19 protein-coding genes are annotated in these 22,833 nt (G+C 74.4%); 11 read left to right on the top strand and 8 right to left on the bottom strand.

Annotation, left to right across the window (positions count from 1 at the left end):
- Nucleotides 1-200: 200 nt before the first annotated feature.
- From F3L20_RS21070 to F3L20_RS34060, 5 genes are all read right to left on the bottom strand, one after another.
- Nucleotides 201-1,277 (bottom strand): cobalamin B12-binding domain-containing protein, encoded by a 1,077-nt coding sequence (locus tag F3L20_RS21070; protein ID WP_150155692.1) that lies wholly within the window; start codon nt 1,275-1,277, stop codon nt 201-203.
- Complete coding sequence (locus F3L20_RS21065; RefSeq protein ID WP_150155691.1) at nt 1,274-2,845, bottom strand: PP2C family protein-serine/threonine phosphatase; 1,572 nt, start codon at nt 2,843-2,845, stop codon at nt 1,274-1,276. The genes F3L20_RS21070 and F3L20_RS21065 overlap by 4 nt, the downstream gene beginning before the upstream one ends.
- 238 nt (nt 2,846-3,083) lie before the next feature.
- Nucleotides 3,084-3,797 (bottom strand): adenosylcobinamide amidohydrolase, encoded by a 714-nt coding sequence (locus tag F3L20_RS21060; RefSeq protein ID WP_150155690.1) that lies wholly within the window; start codon nt 3,795-3,797, stop codon nt 3,084-3,086.
- A 75-nt stretch (nt 3,798-3,872) separates the two neighbouring features.
- On the bottom strand, nt 3,873-4,292 hold the full coding sequence (locus F3L20_RS21055; protein ID WP_150155689.1) for an ATP-binding protein: 420 nt from the start codon (nt 4,290-4,292) through the stop codon (nt 3,873-3,875).
- A gap of 70 nt (nt 4,293-4,362) precedes the next feature.
- Nucleotides 4,363-4,512: a hypothetical protein gene (locus F3L20_RS34060; RefSeq protein WP_106967106.1), complete on the bottom strand. Its 150-nt coding sequence runs from the start codon at nt 4,510-4,512 to the stop codon at nt 4,363-4,365.
- A 952-nt stretch (nt 4,513-5,464) separates the two neighbouring features.
- Here F3L20_RS34060 and F3L20_RS21050 point away from each other — a divergent pair.
- Together F3L20_RS21050 and pgm are read left to right on the top strand one after the other, a co-directional pair.
- A complete protein-coding gene (locus F3L20_RS21050) occupies nt 5,465-5,893 on the top strand; it encodes a hypothetical protein (protein WP_145828409.1) in 429 nt (142 codons plus the stop codon).
- A 105-nt stretch (nt 5,894-5,998) separates the two neighbouring features.
- On the top strand, nt 5,999-7,639 hold the full coding sequence (pgm, locus tag F3L20_RS21045) for a phosphoglucomutase (alpha-D-glucose-1,6-bisphosphate-dependent) (protein ID WP_150155688.1): 1,641 nt from the start codon (nt 5,999-6,001) through the stop codon (nt 7,637-7,639).
- Nucleotides 7,640-7,699: 60 nt separating this feature from the next.
- Here the strand turns inward: pgm and F3L20_RS21040 are convergent, their stop codons facing one another.
- On the bottom strand, nt 7,700-8,212 hold the full coding sequence (locus tag F3L20_RS21040) for a hypothetical protein (protein WP_150155687.1): 513 nt from the start codon (nt 8,210-8,212) through the stop codon (nt 7,700-7,702).
- 237 nt (nt 8,213-8,449) lie between these two features.
- On the bottom strand, nt 8,450-11,425 hold the full coding sequence (locus tag F3L20_RS21035; protein WP_240810728.1) for a S8 family serine peptidase: 2,976 nt from the start codon (nt 11,423-11,425) through the stop codon (nt 8,450-8,452).
- Between the two features lie 215 nt (nt 11,426-11,640).
- On the opposite strand from F3L20_RS21035, the gene F3L20_RS21030 reads away from it, so the two are divergent.
- The 9 genes from F3L20_RS21030 to F3L20_RS20990 all read left to right on the top strand — a co-directional run bounded on the left by F3L20_RS21030 (nt 11,641) and on the right by F3L20_RS20990 (nt 21,797).
- The gene (locus F3L20_RS21030) at nt 11,641-12,627 is read left to right on the top strand and encodes a LuxR C-terminal-related transcriptional regulator (protein ID WP_150155685.1); all 987 of its coding nucleotides are present in this window, start codon (nt 11,641-11,643) and stop codon (nt 12,625-12,627) included.
- 207 nt (nt 12,628-12,834) lie between these two features.
- Complete coding sequence (locus tag F3L20_RS21025) at nt 12,835-13,839, top strand: alpha/beta fold hydrolase (RefSeq protein WP_240810727.1); 1,005 nt, start codon at nt 12,835-12,837, stop codon at nt 13,837-13,839.
- Between the two features lie 68 nt (nt 13,840-13,907).
- The gene (locus F3L20_RS21020) at nt 13,908-14,303 is read left to right on the top strand and encodes an AraC family ligand binding domain-containing protein (protein WP_150155683.1); all 396 of its coding nucleotides are present in this window, start codon (nt 13,908-13,910) and stop codon (nt 14,301-14,303) included.
- A gap of 114 nt (nt 14,304-14,417) precedes the next feature.
- Complete coding sequence (locus F3L20_RS21015; protein WP_150155682.1) at nt 14,418-15,503, top strand: substrate-binding domain-containing protein; 1,086 nt, start codon at nt 14,418-14,420, stop codon at nt 15,501-15,503.
- 139 nt (nt 15,504-15,642) lie between these two features.
- On the top strand, nt 15,643-16,986 hold the full coding sequence (locus F3L20_RS21010) for an ABC transporter substrate-binding protein (protein WP_150155681.1): 1,344 nt from the start codon (nt 15,643-15,645) through the stop codon (nt 16,984-16,986).
- A gap of 27 nt (nt 16,987-17,013) precedes the next feature.
- The gene (locus F3L20_RS21005; RefSeq protein WP_150155680.1) at nt 17,014-17,988 is read left to right on the top strand and encodes a carbohydrate ABC transporter permease; all 975 of its coding nucleotides are present in this window, start codon (nt 17,014-17,016) and stop codon (nt 17,986-17,988) included.
- A complete protein-coding gene (locus F3L20_RS21000; RefSeq protein WP_150155679.1) occupies nt 17,985-18,848 on the top strand; it encodes a carbohydrate ABC transporter permease in 864 nt (287 codons plus the stop codon). Before F3L20_RS21005 ends, F3L20_RS21000 begins: the two co-directional genes overlap by 4 nt.
- A gap of 28 nt (nt 18,849-18,876) precedes the next feature.
- Nucleotides 18,877-19,899 carry a hydroxyacid dehydrogenase gene (locus F3L20_RS20995; protein ID WP_150155678.1) on the top strand — a complete coding sequence of 341 codons (1,023 nt, stop codon included), beginning with the start codon at nt 18,877-18,879 and terminating at the stop codon, nt 19,897-19,899.
- Nucleotides 19,896-21,797, top strand: a complete 1,902-nt coding sequence (locus F3L20_RS20990; protein ID WP_150155677.1) for a DUF2264 domain-containing protein — start codon at nt 19,896-19,898, stop codon at nt 21,795-21,797. The genes F3L20_RS20995 and F3L20_RS20990 overlap by 4 nt, the downstream gene beginning before the upstream one ends.
- A 16-nt stretch (nt 21,798-21,813) precedes the next feature.
- Here F3L20_RS20990 and F3L20_RS20985 read toward each other — a convergent pair whose 3' ends face one another.
- Complete coding sequence (locus F3L20_RS20985; RefSeq protein WP_150155676.1) at nt 21,814-22,659, bottom strand: hypothetical protein; 846 nt, start codon at nt 22,657-22,659, stop codon at nt 21,814-21,816.
- Nucleotides 22,660-22,833: the final 174 nt, after the last annotated feature.

Raw genomic sequence — 22,833 nt, 5'->3', positions numbered from 1 at the left:
GCGTGCCCGTGGGGCCGGTGTGCGAGGGGTCACCGTGAGGCTGCCGCGGTCGTAGCGCCGTATCCGGGCGCGGTGGCCGCGTGGGCGGGACGTCGGAGCGTGGCGGACGGTGGTGTGCCGGACCCTGCCACCGCCCCTGCGGGTCGGGCCCGGCGGCCCGGTGCTCCGCCTCGGGCCGGTCCGGGGCCGGCCAGGCTCGCTCAGACCACCGTGTCGGTGACCGCCGGGTCCGTTCTGCCGGTGAGGTGCGCCGCACCGGCGCGGACGATGGACAGCGCGCGCGGGAAGTCGTGCAGGTGCTCGCCGATGATGTCCAGGCCGGTCACCAGCGAGTGGGGCGGGACGCTGCGGGCCGACAGCACGTCCGCCGTCCAGCCGAGGAAGTCGGTGAACACCTCCACGTCGTCCACGTAGAGGGCGGTGGCCAGGAAGTCGACGACGTGCGCCAGGTCCTCCGCCGTCCGCTCCCGCTGGGTCTCGTCGTACTCCCGCATCGGGGGGAACCGGCGCTCCAGCTCGGTCAGCGTCTCCTTGACCAGCCGGCCGCGCGACTGGGCGACCATGCTGTACTCCTGGTCGGCCAGGTGCGGCAGGTCGTCGATGGCCTGCCGGGCCCCCGTCGGCCGTGCCAGGCCCGCCTCCAGCACCGCCGCCGCGCCCCGCGCGTCCGGGGCCCACGCGTCGGCGCCCAGGGCACGTGCGTACCGCCCGTCCACGCCGAACGCCCGGCCCCCGGCGACCACCGGCACGCCGACGGACCGGCAGGCGGTGATCGCGGTGTGCGCCCGCGGCAGGTGGGTCGGGATGGACCCGGAGAGCAGCACGGCGTCGGAGTTGGTGTGGTGCTGGTGCGCGACCAGATGGGGCGTCGGCGTCTGGGCGCCGAGGTAGTCGACCTGCCAGCCCCGCAGCCGCAGCGTCTCGGCGACCAGCCGGGCGGGGAACGCGTGCCACTCGCCGTCCACGCAGCTGACCGTCACCCGGCCCCGCCGCACGGTGGGGCGGGTGCTCGCCGGATGGTGCGCCAGCGCGGTGATCACCCGCTCGTTGATCGCCGTGGCCGCGTGCTCCTGCGCGACGGTGATCCGGTCGGCGGCCCACTCGACGCCGATCCTCGCCTGCACGGCCGCGACCACGTCGAGCAGCAGGTCCTCCTCGTGCCAGCCGTCGGCCAGGGCGGCGCGCACCACGTCGACGGCGTCGTACTCGTCGCCGTCGATCACCGCCCGCCACAGCGCCTCGGCCGGCTCGGTGGCCGAGGCCCGCGGGCCGCTCATCCGTTCCTCCCCGTTCGTGCGTCCGCAGCGGTCGCGTCGTCGTCCGTGGCGCGACCCGTGCGCGGGGCGCCGATGGCGACGACGGCCATGTCGTCGTGGCGGCTTCCCGGCTCCAGCCACTGCGCCGCCAGCATCTGTACGTGTTCCACCATGGCCTCGCCCGGCATGCCTCCGCACCCCGCGAGGGCCTGCCGCAGGCGCTCCTCACCGAACAGCTCGCCGCCCAGCGGTCCGCCGCGGGCCTCGGTGATGCCGTCGGTGTAGAGCAGGCAGATGTCGCCCGGCGCGAGGACGGTCTCCACGGTCCGGGCGGTCACCTCGGGCAGCGCGCCCACGAGGGTGCCCTGTGTGGGTACCTCCTCGACCCGGCCGTCGGTGCGCACCACGAGCGGCGGGAGGTGCCCGGCGCCGGTCAGCCGCAGCCGTACGGAGCCCTCCTGGCGCTGCACGGAGGCCAGCACCAGCGTGGCGAACCGGGCGTGGTGGGAGGTGAGCAGGGCGCCGTTGAGCATGCGCAGCACCCGGAGGTGGTCGGAGGCGAGCGGCTGCAGCGCGTGCAGCGTGTTGCGGATCTTCCCGGTGAGCACCGCCGCGTCCAGTCCCTTGCCGGCCACGTCACCGAGCGCCACGAAGGTCTCGGCGGAGGCGTCGGGCCCTGGGTGGACGTCGTAGAAGTCGCCGCCGACCCGTTCGTGGTCCATGGCGGTGCGGTAGCGGCCCGCGTAGTCGACGCCGTGCACGCGGCTCAGCGGCGGCGGCAGCAGCTCCCGCATGAGGGTGCCGGTGATGGCGGTCTGCTCGCCGTACAGGCGGGCGGCCGACAGGGCGGTGCCCGCGCGTGAGGCGAACAGCCGGGCGAACGCCTCCTCCTCGGTCGTGAACCCCTTCTCGGTGTGCGACCGCAGCAGGACCAGCGCGCCGGCGGGGACCCCGTGCCCGGGCAGCGGGGTGACGAGCACGGAACCGAGCGGTCCGGAGAAGCCGTCGGGGACCGCCCAGTCCGGTATGGCGGCCGGGTTGATCCAGCGGGCCGGCACCGGCGGGAAACCGCGCAGGGCCTCGTCCAGGCCGGGGACGGAGAGTGGGTCGATCTGCCGGGTCTCCTGCACCACCCGCCGCCCGCGCAGGGCGTGGGTGACGGCGTACCGGTGGCCGGTCGGCGGGGTGATCAGTACGGCGGCCTCGGCGAGGTGGTCGGCCGCCATGCGGGCGGCGACCTCCGCGCAGCGCGGCACGTTCAGGGAGGACAGGAGGGTGCTGAAGAGGTCGGAGGTGGCGTCGGCCCGCCTACGGGTCTCCCGCGCGGCGGTCTCGGCCCGTACGAGGTCGGTGCGGTCGAACAGCCACCAGGCCACCGCACCGTCGTCGGTGGGGGAGGGCCGGGCCTCGTAGGCGCGGTCGCCGAAGGTCCCGGTCGGCGTGGCCGCCGCCGGGTCCGAGGTGCCGGCGACATGGCGCCGGTGCGCGTCCGCCAGCCACGACGGCGGGAGACCGGTGGTGGGGGAGGCCGCGGTGAGGCGGCGCGCGGCGCGGTTGCGGCCGACGAGCCGGCCGCGTGTGTCCAGCACCAGAACAGGGCAGGGCGCGTCGTCCCACGTCGGAGTGGACCCGTCGCGCGGTATGCCGCACGGATCGGCGCTGGAACCGGGGGAGGAAATCACGAACGAGGTGCGCGCCGCGCACCCACCCCCTCTCTCGTCGGCGTGAGCAGGTACGGCGGCAACGGTTCCCCATCCGTACGCGCGAGGCAACCTGCCTGGTCGGCGAGGAAGTCCATGGGACGCGGGGTACCCCCGAACAGGTGTTTCATGCCTGGCCACGGACGGTGGGGCCGTCCCGGCCGGCGGTGAGCACGGCCTGCCGCACGGCCCGGTGCACGGCGCGCGCCAGCCGCGCCCCCCACAGCGACCGGGGCCCCGCGAAGGCGTATGCCTCCCGGTGCGGGCCCGGGGCGTCGGCGACCACGCACACCGCGTCGGTGGGCGTGCCGGAGCAGTCGTACCCGCTCTCCACCAGCGCCTGGACCTTGGCCTCCGTGGCGGTGGCCACCGCGTTCACCAGGGCCGCGTCGGTCAGCGCGGCCGGTACGGCCACCACCACGTTGATCGTGCCCGGGTCCTGCACGCCCGCGGCACCCTCCCCGGGCCGGGCGGCCCAGCCGCGCACGTCCACCCCCGCTGTGACGAACGCCCCCACGCCGCCGTCGTCCGCGTGCGCGTACGCGGACACGTCGGCCGCCGTCATCAGCCCCACCCCGTCACCCCGCACCCCCGCCGTGGCGGCGAGGCAGGCCAGGTGCCGTTCGGGGTCGGTGCGCCGGTAACCGTGCGCGACCTGGGCGTTGAGGATCCAGTCCCGCTCGCCGATGCCGCCGCCCAGCACCGCGCTGCTGATCGTGCGCCGCCCGGGCCCCGCGGTCCACAGCAGCGCGTGCAGCAGCTCACCGTCCTCGGTGCGGGTCAGGAGGCGCGGGGCCGGCAGAGCGGGGGTCGTGGCGTGCGGGGGCAGTACGGCGGTCACCGGGCGGGGCTCCTTGCGGGGGTCGGCCCGACCGATCGTAGGCCGGGCCGGCTCCGCTCCCCGCGGCGGGGTTGATCACACGGCGGTGGCGTCCTGCGGAGCGCGGAAGCAGGCGGTGACCGTCTTCCCGTGCGGGCAGGGGCGGGCCTCCCACGTGTCGGCGAGGACGTCGACGAGGAACATGCCGCGTCCGCCGACCCGTTCGTCATCCGGTTCCCGGGGCGTCGGCAGCGCGGTGGAGCCGTCGTGCACCGAGATGTGCAGGCAACGGGTGTCCCACGACATGACCAACTGCGCGTCCGTACGGGCGTGCACATGCGCGTTGGTGACCAGTTCCGACACGGTGAGCAGCACGGCGTGGGCCGTGTCGGGCGCGGTCTCGTCCCATCCCAGGGAATTGAGGTGTTCCTGCGCCCAGTCACGGGCCGCCTTCACCCCCTGGCCCATCGGCAGGGAGCGGGCCCAGCCCACGGTGCGCACCGACTGTTCGTTCATGGAGTCCTCTCGGATCTACGGCCGGCGGTCCGGACGGGTGTGTCCCGGACCGCTCGGGCAGGGGGACGGCTCAGCGCCGGCCGCCGCGCAGCCGTCCCAGCAGCCGCTGGGCCTGCGCCCGCCGGCGGGGGTCGGACGCGGCCCGCCGCACCTGCTCGGCCGTGCGGCGTCCCTGGGGGCTTCGGGCGAACTGTTTGATGCGCTCCACCATGCCGGGCATGGTTGCTCCTCTCGCTGGGCGTCGGCGGTGTACTCGCCGCTCTCCACCTACCCGCTGGGGGCGGGTACAGCCCTGGGCCGGGGCGGTGATTCGCTGCCGGCTGCCGGACGCGACGGCACCAGGGCGACGGAGGTTGCGCCGGGTGCGCGTGGGGCCGGGCGGGGGAGAGGCGGAGCGGGGCGCGCTGCTGGGGGCGCTGGACGGCGCGGGCAGGACCCGGCGGGGAGGGGCGCTGGGGGGGGCGCTGCTGAGGGGCAGGGGTGTCGGCAGGCGGACGGGGGATCCTCGGGAGCGGGTCGGGGCCGGCCGGCTGCGGGAGGCGGGTTCGTCGCCCGCCGAGGCGAACCGGCTCGGAGCTCCGCCGCAAGCGGCCGTCGCGGGACCGGAGTTCGGCCCGGCGGGGCGGTCGGCCGCTCCAGCCGTCCCGGCGTCGCGTGGTCCGGCACGCGCATCTGCGGCGTTGTCGTCGGTTGCCGACGCTCCGCGTCGACGCCCTCCTCCGCCGCCGGCGGCGCGCCCGGCGACGTGCCCCACGGCGTGTCCGACGACACGCCCGGCGGCGCCCCGGAGGTCCCGCCGCGTACGGCGCCGTCGTGCACGCCGGCGGTGCCCTCCGGTCCGCGCGGGCAAGGGGGGCGTCGGAACACGGCGCGCGTGCGGCAGGCCCCGGGGCCCACGGTGGGTGGCGGCGGGCGTGCCGGGGCCTCACGGCGGGAGGCGCCCGGCGCGCGCGGGAGCTCGGTCCCGGGCGCGTGAGAGGGTGCCGGGCGTGGCCGGACGCGGACCGGCGGGCGGGGCACCCGACGCCGGGCGTCCCCGTCGACACGCCCGGAGTCCGACGGCGCTCGTCGCCAAGCCCCGCTCCGGTCCCCTCCGTTGACGCAACCGCGCTCGCGGACCCCGCTGTGTCACGGATGTGTTTGCCGGAGGAGTCAGCGGCAAACCGGTGTCCATGACCGAACAGAACAAGAATGCCAACCGGAAGACCTCGACCGCCGCGTCCACGGCGTCCAAGGCCAAGTCGGCCACCGACAAGGCGACCGAGCCCGCGAAGAGCACCGCCAACGGCGTGGCGAACAAGGCGGGTGACGCCGCGTCGGCGGCCGCATCCGGCACCGAGCGCGCGGCTCGGGTGGCGAACGGCGCCGCACAGTCCGCCGCCAAGGGCGTGGAGGCCGGCCGCCGCGCCGTCGTCAGCGCCACCGGACAGGTCGCCGCGGGCGCCAAGACCGCCTGGACGGTCGTCGCCAACCGCCGCCTCGTCGCCGCCGGCGCGGCCGCCGGACTGACCGCGCTGACCGCCGCCTCCTACGCGGTGGGCCGCCGTGCGGAACGTCACACCCACGGTCCGCTGACCCGGATGACCGGCGGCCGTATCTGACACCACGGGGGCCGGAGCGGACCGAGCCCACTCGCGCGGCGACGCTCCGGCGGGGAAAGATGTCTCCGCAAGCGTAAGAACCGACCTTTGCGGAGGAGTGGGCACATGCAGCACGAGCGAGCGGGCGGTCCGGCCGGCCCCGAGGACCTCGTCGACGTCGCTCGGCTGGTCACGGCGTACTACGCGCTCCACCCCGACCTGGACGACCCGGGGCAGCGCGTCACGTTCGGAACCTCGGGGCACCGCGGCTCGTCGCTGGCGGCCGCGTTCAACGAGGACCACATCGCCGCGACCAGCCAGGCCATCTGCGAGTACCGCGCCGAACAGGGCACCGACGGGCCGCTCTTCCTCGGCGCGGACACCCACGCCCTGTCCGAACCGGCCCGGGTCACCGCCCTGGAGGTGTTCGCGGCCAACGGGGTGACGGTGCTGATCGACGACGCCGACGGCTACACGCCCACCCCGGCCGTCTCGCACGCCGTACTCAGCCACAACCGGGGCCGCGGCACGGGACTCGCCGACGGCGTCGTCGTCACCCCCTCCCACAACCCGCCCGCCGACGGGGGCTTCAAGTACAACCCGCCCAGCGGCGGCCCCGCGGGCTCGGACGCGACCGGCTGGATCCAGGAGCGGGCCAACGAGATCATCCGGGGCGGCCTCAAGGACGTCCGCCGCATCCCGTACGCCCGCGCCCTCGCCGCGCCCGGGACCGGCCGGTACGACTTCCTCGGCACCTACGTCGCGGACCTGCCGAACGTGCTGGACCTGGACGCGATCCGCGCCGCCGGCGTCCGCATCGGCGCCGACCCGCTGGGCGGGGCGTCCGTCGCCTACTGGGGCCGGATCGCCGAGCAGCACCGCCTGGACCTCACGGTGGTGAACCCGCTCACCGACCCCACCTGGCGGTTCATGACGCTGGACTGGGACGGCAAGATCCGCATGGACTGCTCCTCGCCGTACGCCATGGCGTCCCTCATCGGGCAGCGCGACCGCTTCGACATCGCGACCGGCAACGACGCCGACGCCGACCGGCACGGCATCGTCACCCCGGACGCCGGCCTGATGAACCCCAACCACTACCTGGCCGTCGCCATCGGCTACCTGTACGCGCACCGCGAGCGGTGGCCGTCCGGCGCCGGCGTCGGCAAGACCCTGGTGTCCTCCGCGATGATCGACCGGGTCGCCGCCGACCTGAAGCGCGACCTGGTCGAAGTGCCGGTCGGCTTCAAGTGGTTCGTGGACGGTCTGGTCGACGGCACCCTCGGCTTCGGCGGCGAGGAGTCGGCCGGGGCGTCCTTCCTGCGCCGCGACGGCTCGGTGTGGACCACCGACAAGGACGGCATCATCCTGGCGCTGCTCGCCTCCGAGATCACCGCGGTCACCGGGAAGACGCCCTCCCAGCACTACGCCGCACTGACCGCACGCTTCGGCGAGCCCGCCTACGAGCGCATCGACGCCCCGGCGACCCGCGAGGAGAAGGCGCGCCTCGCGAAGCTCTCGCCGGCCCAGGTCACCGCGGACACCCTGGCGGGGGAGGCGGTCACCGGCGTGCTCACCGAGGCACCGGGCAACGGCGCGTCCATCGGCGGCATCAAGGTGAGCACGGAGAACGCCTGGTTCGCCGCCCGGCCGTCGGGCACCGAGGACGTGTACAAGATCTACGCGGAGTCGTTCCGGGGCGCCGACCACCTCCGCCAGGTGCAGGAGGAGGCCAAGTCGGTGGTCCTCACCGCGCTGGGAGGCTGAACCGGCGCACCCCGGCCCCGTCGCCGTGCCCCTGGTGGCCGGCCCGGGGCCGGCGGTGTGTCAGCCCGCCTGGATCCCGGAGGCGGACGGGCTGGTGAGACCCGCCGGCCGGGACGTCACCGCGGGCAGGGTCGCCGGGGCGTCCTCCGACTGCTGCAGCACGGTGTCGCCGGGCCCCTCGGCCGGGGTGCCCGCGCCGGTGGACAGCTGGGACCAGGCGCCCAAGGCCAGGGCGATCGCGGCGGCCGTGCCCACGACACGGCCGACCCGGCGTATCCGGGCGCGCCCGTCCAGGTCCCGCCAGGACGGGCCCTCCCCCGGGTCGTCCGGATGCCACAGGTCACCTACCGCGTCCGCCGCGTCGTACCGCTGCCCCGTGCCGTCGTCGGTGCGGGCCGGCTGCGGCAGGCGCCCGAAAGCCCGCTGCCGCGCGGAAGGTTCCTTCGGGGCGGAGGCCCGGATGGCGTGCTCGTCGTCCATGAGGAACCGCTGCCAGACGTCCTCGGGCAGCGACGGCACGCCGTCGTCCCCGCCCTGCGGTGCCCCGCCGTCGTCCGGTCTCTGCGCGGTCACGTCCGTCCGTTTCCTCTCGTGTGCCGGAGCCGGCCGGCGGCACCGCGGCTCACGCGCACCCGGCCCGCCAGGATCATTGCACAGCGCAGGAACACCGGAACAGCGGACCGCCGCCCCGCCGTGTCCCGGCGCGTCCCACCTCGCCCCGATGCCCCGGCCGCTCCGGCGACCGCGCATGCGGAACGGTGCCGGCCCCCCTCGTCACGAGGAGGGCCGGCACCGTGATGTGCGGTGGGGTCAGCCGATGGTGACCAGGGTGCCGGCACCGTTCGGGTAGGCGATGTAGGCGGTGGCGGGCCGGTCGGACGGGACCCCCTGCCACGAGGCGGTCAACGTCAGCGGAACACCCGGCTTCGTGGTGGCGTGCTGCGGGGTCACGGTGAAGGTGCCGCCCGCCGGGGTGGCGGCCGGGCCGACCAGGTTCGACTGGAGGGAGAACGTCATGTCCCCCAGCTGCGGCTTACTGCCCAGCGTCATCACCACGACCTGGTACGTGCCGGGTTTCATGGTCGGCACGCTCACCACCGGACGCGTCATGTCCAGTGCCAAGTCCCCGACGATGGACGGGTTGTGCCCGTCGCCGGGGTCGTGGATGACGACCATGCTGAGCTTCGCCTCCGGGTTGTCGGGCGTCACGAAGAACTGCCCGGCCTCCGTGCCCTCCGGCACGGTGAGCTCGAAGTACTTCTCGGGGTCGTCCGTGGACACCGTGCCGCGGACCGGAGCGCCCGTCACCGGGCCGCGGGCGGTCGGGGTGAGCGAGGTGGAGCCGGGCGTCACTTCGAAGGAGACGCTGCCGCTCCCCGCGGGACCGGACACCTTGTCGGGAGCGATCAGGCTCCACGGCGTCAGCACGATCGGGCTGCGCACCTCGGTACGGCCGTGCCGCCAGGTGAGGTCACCGGTGACGGTGTCGCCGGAGCGCCCGGTCGTCAGCTGGAAGGTCACCGTGAACGTGGCCTTCTGGCCGGCCTTGCCGAAGTGCAGCACGGACGGGCTGACGGTGGCCTTCACCCCGGGCACGGAGACCGAGGCCCGGTAGGTGCCGGGAGCCACGGCGGTGACGGTGCGGGTCACGGTCTGCGAGCCGACCATCCGGCCGATCGCGATGGACGGGTAGTTGAGGTCGCTGGGGTCGACCGCCTGCACGTCCGTGCCGGTGTCGACGCCGAGCCCCGCGAGGTAGGCCAGCCACTCCTTCTCGGTGGAGTCGTAGACCAGGCCCGGTTCGAACATGTCGGCCGGCTGCACCTGGCCGGCGCCCTGGGCGAAGGCGTCGGTGCTCTCGCCGCCGCTCGCCGTCCTGGTGGCGGAGGCGGTCGTCATCATCGCGGACTTCACGGCCATCGGCGACCACGCGGGATGCTCGGCCAGGTACAGCGCGGCGAGGCCGGCGATGTGCGGGGTCGCCATCGAGGTGCCGGACTCGAAGTCGAAGTCGTGGCCGTGGTGGGAGGCGGGTGCCACCGCGGCGAGGATGCCCACGCCGGGGGCGGCGATGTCGGGCTTCAGCAGGTCACCGTTGTTCTGCGTCGACGGCCCCCGCGAGGAGAACGGCGCGATCTGCGGGTACGGCAGCCCGCTGCTCCCGCCCGGCTCCAGACCGGCCTGCGCTCCGGCGGTGGCGGCGTAGGCCCGTACGGCGGTGGCGTCGGGCGTGTTGAGGTGCACCGTGGGCACCGCGTGCAGGTCGCCGCTGGTGTCGAGGTCACTGGTGTTCACCAGGATCATGCCGACGCCGCCGGCCCGCTCGACCTCCTGGGACTTGTCCACCCGCGGGTTGACACCCCGGTCGCAGACGACGATCGTGCCGGCGGCCTTCGCCGGGTCGAGCGTGCCGTCCTTGCACAGGGCCGCGTCGCTCGTGGCGGTGGCGGCGTTCCTCACCTTCTCCGCCAGCACCAGCGGCTTCGGGCCGAGCGCGGACCGGACGGTGGTGCTGCCGCCGACGTAGGTGGCGCCGTTGCCCAGGCGCGCGGTCGCCTCGTACGGCGCCAGGGTGCTGGCGGCGACCGTGGTCGTCCACGGGGCAACGTTGTCAAGAGAGGCGGTGTCCGGACCGGCGTTGCCGGCCGCGGCGGCGACGAAGACGCCCGCGGCCGCCGCTGTGCGGAAGGCACCCTGGACGGGGGAGTCGGGGCCGGTCTCGATGATCGAGCCGGCCGAGTAGTTGATGACGTCGACGCCGTCGGCGACCGCCTGGTCGATCGCGGCGACGATGTCGGAGGTCATGGCTCCGGAGTCCGAGGGCGACTTGCCCGTCCAGAACGCCTTGTAGACCGCGACGGCGGCGCCGGGCGCGACGCCGGAGACCTTCCCGAGGCGCTGTCCCTCGACGGTGACGTCGACACCGCTGTCGCCGGCCGCGGTGGACGCCGTGTGGGTGCCGTGGCCCTCGCCGTCCCGGGGGGAGACGTAGTCGGCGCGGCGTTCCGGCGGCACCATGTCCAGCCAGGCGTCACCGAAGTAGCGGGCGCCGACCAGCTTGCTGTTGCAGGCGCGGGCGGTGAACTCCTCGCCGGTCTGGCACGTCCCGGTGAAGGTGCCGCCGTCCGCCTTCCGCATGACGACGTCGTCACCCTTGCGGTAGGGACGGTAGGGATCCTTGGCGGTGGGCGGCGCGGCGCCGAGCGGAGCGGCCGCGAAGGAGCGGCTCTCCGGCCAGACGCCGGTGTCGATGTCGCCGATCACGACGCCTCGGCCGGCCGCCTTGGTGCCGCCGAGGGCCTCCCACAGGCCGTGTCGCCCCGTCAGGCCGAGGAAGTCCTGGGAGTTCGTGTCGTCGGCGACCTTGTTGAGGGTGTCCGGCGTGACCGAGAGCACCCTCGGGCTCTTGGCGAGCAGGGCCGCCTGCGTGGCGGACAGGTCGGCGGAGAAGCCGTTGGTGACCACCGCGTAGTGGCGCTCGATCCGCGCGCCCACCGACGCGGCGACGGCGCGGTGTTCGCCGGTGAGGTGCGTGCGGTAGCGCACGGCGTCGGCGTCGGCAAGGTCGACCTTGCCGCCGGGCGCGGGGGCGGTGCCGGGTATGCCGTCGACCCCTCCCCGGTAGGCGGCTATCGGTTGGTCGGCGAGGGTGACGACGTAACGGCCCGCGGGCAGGTCCTTCACCGGCACCGGAGTGGGACCGGACGGCGGAGCCGCGTGGGCGGGAGCGACGGACGACAGGGACAGGGCGAAGAGGGAGGCCGCTACGAGGGCGGCCGGTCTCACGCGTGACTTCGGGGCCAAGATCGGTCCTCCAAAAGGGGAAAGGCCGGACAGCACGGGACACGTGGGCGTGACGGGGTGCGGGTGGAGGCCACGTCCGGGGCGCTGCGGGGGATCCAACGGTTCAGAAGTGAACGGCTTCCGAAGGGCCGGTGTCCAGATAATCTTGTGGCGTCTTCGGACATCTGGCGGATCACGCCATCGCGAGGAGCGCACACGTGTTGGAGCCACTGGGCATCTGCGAGTTCGACGAGGGCGTCTACCGCGCGTTCCTCACCAGGGCGGACCTCCGCCCGCAGGAGTACGCCAGGACGGCCGGCGTGTCCCCGGACCGTGTCCGCCGGGCCGTGAACCGGCTCGTCGGTATGGGGCTGTTGCGCCCTGACGGCAGCGGAGGCCACCGGCCCGTCGGGCCGGGCACCGCACTGACCGCCCTGCTCAACCAGCGGCGGCTGGCGGCGGAGGCGGCGTTCGCCGCGGTGGGGACGGTCGTCGAGGACCTCGAGGAGGAGTACCGGGCGGGCCGGCTGCGTACCGATCCCGGCAGCCTGGTGGAGGTCCTGTCGGGACGCGACGTCGTCGCACAGCGGATCGACGAGCTCAACCAGTCGGTCAGTTCGCACCTATGGATCCTCGACCGGCCGCCGTACCACGACCGTGCCGACGGTCTCCCGCACACCAACGAGGCGGAGAAGGCGACGACCGCCGCCTGGGCGCGCCGCGGCGTGGACCTCCGCTCGGTCTACTGCCCGGACTCCATGGGGCGTCCGGGCCGCTTCGAGACGGTGCTGGAGATGGTCGAACTGGGCGAGCAGGCCCGGATGCTGCCCAGCCTGCCCTTCAAGCTGCACATCATCGACCGCCGCGTGGCCCTCGTCCCCTTGGTCGGCGGCGCCTACGACAACCTCGCCGTCGTACACCCCTCGGGACTCCTGGACGCCCTGATCGAACTCTACGAAACGTACTGGGACAAGGCGTTGCCCATCGGTACACCCGGCCCGGACACGGACAGGAGCAAACCCACCAGCGAGGAGGTCGCCTTGCTGACGATGCTCCGCGCCGGGCTCAAGGACCAGGCCATCGCCCGCCAGTTGGGGCTCAGCACCCGCACGGCGACGCGCCGCATCGCCGCGCTGATGGCGCGTCTCGACGCGACGACACGCTTCCAGGCCGGCGTGGAGGCCTGCGCCCGCGGCTGGATCTGACGGCGGAATCCTGCGGGCGAACGCGGCGGCCTTCGGCGACCGACGGCGGGCAGGGCCGGCGCCGTCGCGGCCGGCGCCGGACGGCGGGCGTTTTGCGGAACCGGCAACATCGCTCGCCGTCCCTCCGCCGAGGGGACCATGCTCGGAAACGTCCTCGGGGCCGCACCGGCCCCGAGCCCGCGCACCCGGAACGACCCTGGAGCAGCCGTGCCCGAGCCCACGTCCTCCCGCCCCGTGGCACCCCCCGTCCACCGTCTGGTCCCCTCGCCCGCGGGCCGGCTGCACCTGGTGGAACAGGGCAGCGGACCGCTGGTGCTGCTCGTCCACGGCTTCCCGGAGGGCTGGTACTCCTGGCGCCACCAGCTGCCGGCCCTGGCCGCCGCCGGCTACCGGGCGGTCGCCGTCGACGTCCGCGGCTACGGCCGGTCCTCCCGGCCCGCCGCCACGGACGCGTTCCGCATGCGGGAACTGGTCGCGGACGCCGTCGCCGTGGTCGACGCCCTGGGGGAGCGGACCGCCGTCGTCGTCGGCCACGACTGGGGCTCGGCCGTCGCCGCGAACGCCGCCCTGATCCGGCCCGACGTCTTCCGCGCGGTGGCCATGCTCAGCGTGCCGTACGCCCCGCGCGGCGGTCCGAAGCCCAGCACGGTCTTCGCCTCGGTGGGCGGCGACGAGGAGTTCTACGTCTCGTACTTCCAGGAGCCGGGGCGCGCCGAGGCCGAGATCGAGCCCGACGTACGCGGCTGGCTCGCCGGCTTCTACGCCGCCCTGTCCGGCGACACCATGCCGGGGCCCGGCGCGCCCCCGCCGTACTTCGTGGGGCCGGGCGGGACCCTCCGCGAACGTTTCCCCACGGGCCGGCTGCCCGCCTGGCTCGACGAGACCGATCTCGACGTGTTCGCCGGGGAGTTCGAGCGCACCAGGACGAGGGGGGCGCTGGCCCGCTACCGCAACCTGGACCGGGACTGGGAGGACCTCGCGGAGTACGACGGCGTTCCGCTCACCCAGCCGTCCCTGTTCATCGGCGGTGGCCTCGACGCGTCCACCACGTGGATGGCCGACGCCATCGCGGCCTTCCCCCTCACGTTGCCCGGCCTGGTGTCGTCCCACATCCTCGACGGCTGCGGCCACTGGCTGCAGCAGGAGCGGCCCGAGGAGACCAACCGCCTCCTGACGGACTGGCTCGCGGCCCTGCCCCCGGCCGCGTGCTAGGTTCCGGCACGACAGCGAGCGCGTGACACCCGGCGCGGCCGGGACGCGGGGACGGACGGCGGCGGACCATGACGTCGGAGCACACCGGCACACCTGACGGCGGGACACCCCTGCCGCGCATCCTCTGCGACACGGCCGCGCTGGCGGCCGTCGACGACGCGGCGGCCGGCGCGCTGTGGCGGCTGGCGGAGTCCGGCCGGCAGCTCGACGCCAACGTCGTCCGTCTGCCGCCCGGCCACCGGGTGGACACCCACCGCGAGCCCGACCTCGACGTCCTGCTGCTGGTCCTGTCCGGTCACGGCACCCTCACCGCCCCGGACGGCGAACACCCGCTGCCCGCCGGCACCCTGACCTGGCTGCCCCACGGTTCGACCCGCTCCCTGGCCGCGGGCGACGACGGCCTCACCTACCTCACCGTCCACCGCCGGCGCCCGGGCATGACCATCCGCACCCGCGACGCCTGACGCCCGCCGCCACGGCCCCACCGCCCCGCTGCGCACGGGACCGGGACGCCCGTCGGAGCGATCGTTATGATGCCCGCATCGCTCAAACGAACATTCCGTCGCGGGGAGGGCCTCATGCGGGAGCCGGCCGAGGTCAGAAGGCAGCGGATCCTGGCTGCCGTGGAGTCCCGGGGCTCGGCGCGGGTGACCGACCTCGCCGCCGAGCTCGAGGTGTCGGTGGTGACCGTGCGGCGGGACGTGGAGGAACTGGCCCGCGAGGGCCGGCTGCGCCGCGGTCACGGTGTCGTACGCTCCACGCTCGCCGTCCGGGACCTGCCCGCGCCCCGGCCGCCGGACGGCGACACGGTGGCCGTCGTCGTCCCGGAGCGCCACAGCTACCTGTACGAGTCGCTGCACGGCGCCCGCTCGGTGCTGGAGGCGGCGGGCAAGCGCATCGCCCTGCACATCGCGCCGCAGGCATCCGGTGCCGAACGGCCGCTGGTGGAGCGGGCGCTGGAGGACGGCGCAGCGGGCCTGCTGCTGGCCCCGCGCTGGCGCACCCTGGCAGACGAGGAGGCCGACCACCCGTGGCTCGCGGCGCTGGAGGTGCCCGCGGTGCTCATGGAGCGGCGCCCCGGTCCGGGCACCCCGCTGCACGCCATGGACTCGGTCTGCTCCGACCACGCCTACGGCGCCCACCTGGCCGTGGAGCACCTGGTGGGCCTCGGCCACCGGCGGATCGTGTTCGCCACGCGCGACGACAGCCCCACCGCGCGCACCCTGCGCTCGGCGTGCGCGCGGATCGCGGAGGCGCATCCGCTGGTGGAGGCGTGGGCGTGGGCGCTGAGCGCGCCCGAGGCCGGCCGGGAGGGCCCGTACGCCCCCCAGGAGACGGCCGAACCGCACGAGGTGCTGCGGAGGACGGGCGCCACGGCGGCCGTGCTGCACGGTGACGTCGACGCGCTGATGCTGGTGCAGCGGCTGGCGGACCAGGGGGTGCGGGTGCCGGAGGACTGCTCCGTCGTGGCCTACGACGACGTGGTGGCCGGCCTGGGCACCACACCGCTGACGGCCGTCGCCCCGCCGAAGGCGGAGGTCGGCAGGGCCGCCGCCGAACTGCTGCTGGAGCGGCTGGAGTCGGAGGCGGGCGCGCGGGCCCCGGTGCGCAGGACGGAACTGCTGCCCTCCCTGTCCGTGCGCGGCTCCACGCGCGCCCTCTGACCACCCGCTCCCGCAGATGAGCGTTTGAACGATTCATTTTCTTCTGATCGCTCTATTGACCGTTTCCCGGTCGAGCCCCGACGATTCCCGTGTCCCGAACAGCCGTGTCCCCGACACGCCAGGAGCCGCGGGAGGCGCCATGCCCGGTCGACACCGCCGTCGATCCGTGCTCGCCGCGATGGCCGCCGCGCCGCTTGCAGGAGCCCTCGGCGCCTGCAGCGGGGGCGCGGACGACGCCCCATCAGGCAGCAGCACCGGCAGCAGGAGGGCCGTACGCGTCACCTTCTGGTCCGCCCTGCGCGGCAGCCAGGAAGTGGTCGACGCCTTCAACCGCACCCACGACCGCGTCCAGGTCGACTTCCAGCAGATCCCCTCCGGAGGGCAGGGCGGCTACGCCAAGCTCAGCAACGCCGCCCGGGCGGGCAACGCCCCGGACGTCGCCACCATCGAATACCCGCAGGTGCCGGGGTTCGCCATCGACGGCGTCGCCCGCGACATCACCGACCTGGTCGACGACCGGCTGCGGGCGCGGCTGCTGCCCCAGGCGTTCGGCCTGACCACCTTCCAGGGACGCGTGTTCAGCGTCCCGCTCGACGTCGAGCCCATGGTGATGCACTACCGGGCCGACCTGTTCGACCGCTACGGCCTCCGGGTCCCGCGCACCTGGGACGAGTTCGCCGACCTCGCCCGCGTGGTGCGGCGCACGGCGCCCGAGCAGCGGCTCGTGCTGTTCCCCACTGACGGCGCCACCCAGTTCGCCGCCTACTCCTGGCAGGCGGGCGCCCAGTGGTTCGACACCCGCGACGGCGCCTGGAACGTCTCCCTCGCCGACGCCCCGACCCGGCGGGTCGCCGCGTACTGGCAGGACCTCATCGACCGCGACGAGGTCTTCGTCAACGCTGTCGAGAGCCGGCAGTCCGACGCCCAGATCGGCGGCGGACTCGTCCTCACCCGGCTCAGCGGCGCGTGGGACGCCGGCGCCCAGATGAACGCCCGACCCGGCCAGAAGGGGCAGTGGCGCATCGCACCACTGCCCCAGTGGGACACCGGCCGCCCCGCCGTCGGCACCCACGGCGGCTCGACGTTCGCCGTCACCAAGGACAGCAAGCACCCCGAGGCGGCGATGGAGTTCATCGCCTGGCAGGTTTCCCACCCCGACGCCCTGCGTGCCCGCCTGTCCAGCGGCACCAGCAGCCAGTACCCGGCGGCCTCCGCCCTCGTCGCGGTCGGCCGGGACGCCTTCGACCGCTCCTACTACGGCGGCCAGGACATCTACACCCTCTTCGAACAGGAGGCGGACAAGATCCGCGACGGCTGGGTCTGGGGCCCGCGGATGACCGCCACCGGCAGGGTCATGCAGGACTCCTTCGCTCGGGTCGGAGCGGGCCGTGGCTCGCTGGCCGACGCGGTGCGCGCCGCCCAGGACGGCACCATGCCCGACCTCAGGGCCCTCGGCCTGTCGACCACCCAGCACAGCACCTGAGCCGCCCGAAAGGCAGGTGACCCCCTCATGACCGCGACGACCGGGCACACCGTGCGGGCCCCCGTCCCGCGCGCCGCCGCCCCCTCCGCCCGCGCCCGCGGGACCGCCCGGCGCCGCCGGCTGGGCGCCGCCGGCGTGCTGATGGCCCCCTTCTTCCTGCTGCTGGTCACCGTCTTCCTGATCCCCGTCGGCACCGCCGCCTACCTCAGCTTCTACAGCGACGACCAGCCCGGACTCGGCTTCGGCCCCGAGCGCACCGTCTTCGTCGGCCTGCGCAGCTACGCCGCCGTCCTCACCGACCCCACCTTCCTCGGCGGACTCGGCACGGTCGCCCTCTACTGCCTGATCTACATCCCGCTGATGGTCGTCGGCGCGCTCCTGCTCGCCCTGCTGCTCGACTCGGGCGTGGTGCGCCTGCGCGGCTTCGCCCAGCTCGGCCTGTTCCTGCCGCACGCGGTGCCCGGCATCATCGCCGCCCTCATCTGGCTGTACCTCTACACCCCCGGCATCAGCCCGGTCGTCGACCTGTTCGCCCGCGCCGACGTCACGATCGACTTCCTCGGCGTGCACACCGTCCTGCCGTCCATCGTCAACATCGCCCTGTGGAGCAACCTCGGCTACAACATGGTGGTCTTCTACGCCGCTCTCCAGGCCGTGCCCCGTGAGGTGATCGAGGCCGCCGTCGTCGACGGGGCGGGACCCGTGCGCACCGCCCTGCGGGTGAAGACCCCGCTGGTGCGCGCCTCCATCGTGATGGTCGCCATGTTCACCCTGATCTGGGCGCTGCAGCTGTTCACCGAGCCGATGCTGCTCAGCCAGTCCTCCCCGATGATCAACTCCCGCTTCTCGCCCAGCATGTACATCTACGACGCGGCCTTCACCCGCACCAACTACAGCCTCGCCGCGGCCGCCTCCGTCGTCCTGCTGCTGTGCACCATCGCCCTGTCCTACGGCGTCACCCGTTTCACCAGCCGCGACTCCACCGCCGAGGAGGCCCGATGAGCGCCACCGGCTCCACCCTGCTGCGTCCCCGTCTGCTGGGCCGGGCCACCGTCAACGCCGTCGTCGGCCTGTCCGTGCTCTACACCCTGCTGCCCGTGCTGTGGCTGGTGCTCGCCGCCACCAAGAGCCGGGACGCCCTGTTCGGCAGCGACCTGCTCTCGCCCGGAGACTTCTCCTTCGGACAGAACCTCACCGACCTGTTCGCCATGGACGGCGGCCAGTACGGACGCTGGTACGTCAACAGCCTGCTGTACGCGGTGCTCGGCGCCGCCGTCGGCGCCCTGGTGAGCGTCGCCTGCGGCTACGCCTTCGACAAGTACCGGTTCCGGCACAAGGAGAAGCTGTTCGGGCTGGTCCTCGCGGCCGTCATGGTGCCGCAGACCGTCCTCGCCCTGCCGCTGTACCTGATGGCCTCCGAGGCCGGACTCGTCAACACCTTCTGGGCGGTGTTCATCCCGGTCCTGTTCAACCCGTTCGGCGTCTACCTCGGCCGCATTTTCAGCCAGGGCTACGTCCCCGACGAGGTGCTGGAGGCCGCCCGCATCGACGGAGCGGGCGAACTGACCCTGTACGCGCGGGTCGCGCTGCGCATGCTCGGACCCGGCCTGGTGACCGTCTTCCTGTTCCAGCTCACCGCCATCTGGAACAACTTCTTCCTGCCCATGGTGATGCTCTCCGACCAGGACCTGTACCCGGTCAGCCTCGGGCTGTACGCGTGGAACAGCTCCGCGTCGGTCTCACCGGAGTACTACCCCGTGGTCATCATGGGATCGCTGCTCGCCGTGGTGCCGCTGATCCTCGCCTTCGCCCTGCTCCAGCGCTTCTGGCGGAGCGGCCTGACCGCCGGCGCCGTGAAGTGACCCCGTACGCAAGGAGTTTCCGCACCACATGACCGAGCCCCTGCCCGGCCTCCGCCCCCGCGCCGCCCTGGCCATGTCCCCGGACGTCGCCTCCGCCGTCCTCGACCCCGAGTCCCGCGCCGCCCTCGGCGCCCTGTGCGACCTGGCCCCGACGGTGCTGGAGGACCTCACCGCACCCGCCGCCCGCGCCGTGCTCGCCGACGTCGACCTGCTCGTCACCGGCTGGGGCTGCCCGCCCCTGGACGACGACGTCCTGCGGGCGGCGCCCCGGCTGCGGGCCGTCGTGCACACCGCCGGCAGCGTCCGCGGCCATGTCACCGACGCCTGCTGGGAACGCGGCATCGAGGTGTCGTCCGCCGCCGCGGCCAACGCCCTGCCGGTCGCCGAGTACACCCTCGCCATGATCCTGCTCACCGGCAAACGGGCGCTGGAGAGCGCCCGCGACTACCGCACCGCCCGCGCCCGCACCGACTGGCTGCGCACCCCCCGCACCGTCGGCAACCACCGCCGCACCGTCGGCGTCCTGTCCGCGTCCCTCATCGGCCGCCGGGTGATCGACCTGCTCCGCCCGCACGACGTCGAGGTGCTGCTGCACGACCCCTACGTCGACGACGCCGAGGCCGCACGGCTCGGCGTGCGGCGCGTGGACCTCGCGGAGCTGTTCCGGCGCAGCGACACGGTCAGTGTGCACACCCCGCTGCTGCCCGAGACGCGCGGACTGGTCTCCCGGGAACTCATCGGCTCCATGGGCCCCGACGCCGTACTCATCAACACGGCACGCGGCGCGGTCGTCGACCAGGACGCACTCACCGACGCCGCCGTGGCCGGGCGCATCCGGGCCGTACTCGACGTGACGGACCCCGAAGTCCTGCCGCCCGAGCACCCGTTGTGGGACTGCGAGCACGTGCTCCTCACCCCCCACCTCGCCGGCTCGCAGGGCAACGAGTGGCGCCGGCTCGCCGACACGGCCGTCTCCGAGATCGCGCGCTGGGCCCGCGGAGAGGGCTTCCTGCATCCCGTCCGACGCGAAAGGCTGGCCTTCCAGGCATGAGTATCCCGTTCGAACTGCCCGCCGACGACCGCGACATCAGTCCCCGCACCGGCTACACCCGCGCCCACTGGGAGGCGGTGGCGGACGGACTGCTCACGGCCGCCTGGCGCCGGAGCACCCCCGGCGGCGCCCTGCTGCACCTGCCGGGCCGCCCCTCCCGGTCGGGTGTGCGCTCCGACGGTCTGGAGGGCTACGCCAGGACGTTCCTCGCCGCCGCGTTCCGGGTCGCGGGCGCGGGCGGCGACGATCCGCACCACCTGCTGGAGCGGTACGCCGACGGGCTCGCCGCCGGCACCCGGACCCCCGGTCGGGACGACACCGAGTCCTGGCCGGTGATCCTCGACTTCGACGTCCAGGGCCAGCCGATGGTCGAGTCCGCGTCCGTCGCGCTCGGCCTGCGGCTCACCAGGCCCTGGCTGTGGGACAAGCTCGACCCCGGGGTGCGGGACCGGGCGGAGGAGTGGCTGAGGGGCGCCCTGCGGCACACCCCCGCACCCAACAACTGGTACCTGTTCCCGTACACCGTCGCCGGGTTCCTGGAGTCCGTCGGCCGGGGCGACGCCGAGACCGCCGCCGCACGGCAACGCGCGCTGGAACTGCTGGAGGGCTGGTACCGGGGCGACGGCTGGTACGCCGACGGCGACGGACGCGCCTTCGACCACTACAACGGCTGGGCCCTGCACCTGTACCCGGTCCTGGACGCCCACCTCTCCGGCGACGGCGAGGCCCTCGCCCACCACGGCGGACGCCTGCGCGCCCACCTGGACGGCCTCTCCCTGATGTTCGGCGCGGACGGGGCCCCGCTGCACTACGGCCGCTCCCTGACCTACCGCTTCGCCGCCTCCGCGGCCGTCTCCCTGGGCGCCGTCACCGGCCACACCCCGCTGACCCCGGGCGCCTCGCGCCGGATCGCGAGCGGCAGCCTGCGCCACTTCCTCGACCGGGGCGCGCTCACCGCCGACGGCCTGCTGTCCCTCGGCTGGTACGGCCCGCACGAGGCGAGCCTCCAGGAGTACTCCGGTCCCGCGTCGCCGTACTGGGCGTCGAAGGCGTTCGTCGCGCTGCTCGCCCCCGCCGGCCACGCCCTGTGGACGGACACCGAGGAACCCGCCCCGGTGGAGGAGGCCGACCGGGTGCTGTCCCTGCCCGGCCCCGGCCTGCTCCTCCAGGCCACCCGCGCCGACGGGATCGTACGGCTGCACAACCACGGCAGCGACCATGTGCGGCCGCACGAGGGGGAGTCCGCGGCCGGGGACGACCCGCACTACGGCCGCCAGGCCTACTCCACCCGCACGGGACCCACCGCACGCGGCAACGTCGCCGACAACCACCTGTCCGTGGAGGTGGGCGGACGGCGAAGTGTGCGGCGGCGCGTCCACCCCCTGGGCGCCGGGCACGGCGACGGCTGGGGCTGGGCCGCCTCCTGGCACCGGCCGGTCTTCGCCGAGGGGCCGCCGATGGTGCCGGGCCTCCGGGTCGAGAGCGTCGTCGTCGCGCACGGCCCCCTGGAACTGCGCGTGCACCGCGTGGTGGGGGCGCCGCCCGGATCACGGGTCGCCCTCACCGGCTGGGCCACCGGCCCCGAGGAGCCGTCGACGTCCGCCCTGCACGGCCTGTACGGCTGGGACGCCCCGGCTCCGGAGCTGCTGCCCGCCCCGCAGGGCACCGCCCGGACCCCGTGGGCGCGCGTCCCCCGCCTCACCGGCGGATGCGGGGGCACCTCGGTGCACGTCGGCCTGGCGGCCCTCACCGCCGCCGGCTCCGACGCCCCGCGGCTGTCGCGGGTGGTGACCGACGTGCTGGTGGACGACGGGACGGTGGAGGTCGTCTGGGCGCGGGACGCCTCCCGCACCCGTGTCTCGTTCGAGCCGCTGGAGGTCCGGCACACGCGTCCCTGAACGCGGCCGGCCGGCCTCAGGCGCGTGCGTCCCCCGCGCGCTCCGGGGCAGGCCCGGTGCCGTCGGGCGTGGTGTAGAACACCGACGAGCCCTGCTTGGAGCGCTGGGCCTGGTTGCGGGCCACCAGACCCTCCAGGGTGCTGCGCACGACCGTGGTCTTGATGCCGCGTCCGGGATGCGCCTCACCCAGCGCCGCGGCGACCTCCGCCGCCGAGCGCGGTTCCTTCTGCTCGCCCAGGTGCCGGCGGACGAGGTCGACCAGCTTCGGCGCGTCGCCCTTGGCCGGGCGCGCCTCGGCGGGCTTCGCCTTGGCCGCCTTCGCCGGCGCGGTACGGGTGGCCTTCGCCGCCGACGGCTTGCCCGCGGGCTTGGCGGTGGACGGCTTGCGCGCCGTCTTCGCCGATCCCACGGGGGCGGACGTGGCCGCACCGGCCTTCTTCCTCGTCCGCTTCGGCTTCTCCGCGCCGGACGTGACGCTGTTGCGGCTGCGCGGGGCGGGCACGGTCGCACCGCCGGACACGGCCGGTTCCTCGGCGGGCTGCGCGGGCTCGGCCGCCTCCGGGGACTCGGTGAGCGCGGCGGGCTCGGTGACCGCGGCGGCGGACGCGACGGGTTCCGCGGGCGTGACGGGCTCGGCCTCGACGGCTGCCGCGGCCTCGGCGGGCGCCGTGGCGACCTCCAGTGCCTGCTGCATCTTCACCAGCAGGGCGTGGTCCCGCTGGAGCACGGCCAACTGCTGCTGCAGGTCGGCGATCTCGGTACCGACCCGCTCCTGCTCCTTGACGTTGCGCTCCAGGTCGCTGGTGACCTGGGCGACGTACTGCGACGTGAGATCGGTGGCGACGGTCGATTGGTCGGACATTTCGGAGCCCCTTCGTCGGGTGGTCTGCCGGTGGCCAGCCATGGTACGGCCGGGCGGGGTTGACCGTTTCTCCTTCGTCCCTCCCCCGTGCGGTGCGCTGTTGACGTCCCCCGCGTCGCGAGGCCCCGTGATCCGCTGCGGATGCTGTGTTCATGCCATTGACAAGCCGGGCCC

The sequence above is a fragment of the Streptomyces tendae genome (assembly GCF_008632955.1).
In the GTDB taxonomy this organism is placed as follows: Bacteria; Actinomycetota; Actinomycetes; order Streptomycetales; family Streptomycetaceae; genus Streptomyces.
Note: the sequence above shows the minus strand (reverse complement) of the source record. Positions and strands in the feature narration are given on the sequence as shown.

Coding starts and splice junctions, on each gene's coding strand:
- F3L20_RS21055 (WP_150155689.1), bottom strand. CDS start 4,292: ATGAACGAACAGTCGGTGCGCACCGTGGGCTGGGCCCGCTCCCTGCCG.
- F3L20_RS21010 (WP_150155681.1), top strand. CDS start 15,643: ATGCCCGGTCGACACCGCCGTCGATCCGTGCTCGCCGCGATGGCCGCC.
- F3L20_RS21050 (WP_145828409.1), top strand. CDS start 5,465: ATGACCGAACAGAACAAGAATGCCAACCGGAAGACCTCGACCGCCGCG.
- F3L20_RS20985 (WP_150155676.1), bottom strand. CDS start 22,659: ATGTCCGACCAATCGACCGTCGCCACCGATCTCACGTCGCAGTACGTC.
- F3L20_RS21005 (WP_150155680.1), top strand. CDS start 17,014: ATGACCGCGACGACCGGGCACACCGTGCGGGCCCCCGTCCCGCGCGCC.
- F3L20_RS20990 (WP_150155677.1), top strand. CDS start 19,896: ATGAGTATCCCGTTCGAACTGCCCGCCGACGACCGCGACATCAGTCCC.
- F3L20_RS21020 (WP_150155683.1), top strand. CDS start 13,908: ATGACGTCGGAGCACACCGGCACACCTGACGGCGGGACACCCCTGCCG.
- F3L20_RS20995 (WP_150155678.1), top strand. CDS start 18,877: ATGACCGAGCCCCTGCCCGGCCTCCGCCCCCGCGCCGCCCTGGCCATG.
- F3L20_RS21000 (WP_150155679.1), top strand. CDS start 17,985: ATGAGCGCCACCGGCTCCACCCTGCTGCGTCCCCGTCTGCTGGGCCGG.
- F3L20_RS21070 (WP_150155692.1), bottom strand. CDS start 1,277: ATGAGCGGCCCGCGGGCCTCGGCCACCGAGCCGGCCGAGGCGCTGTGG.
- pgm (WP_150155688.1), top strand. CDS start 5,999: ATGCAGCACGAGCGAGCGGGCGGTCCGGCCGGCCCCGAGGACCTCGTC.
- F3L20_RS34060 (WP_106967106.1), bottom strand. CDS start 4,512: ATGCCCGGCATGGTGGAGCGCATCAAACAGTTCGCCCGAAGCCCCCAG.
- F3L20_RS21015 (WP_150155682.1), top strand. CDS start 14,418: ATGCGGGAGCCGGCCGAGGTCAGAAGGCAGCGGATCCTGGCTGCCGTG.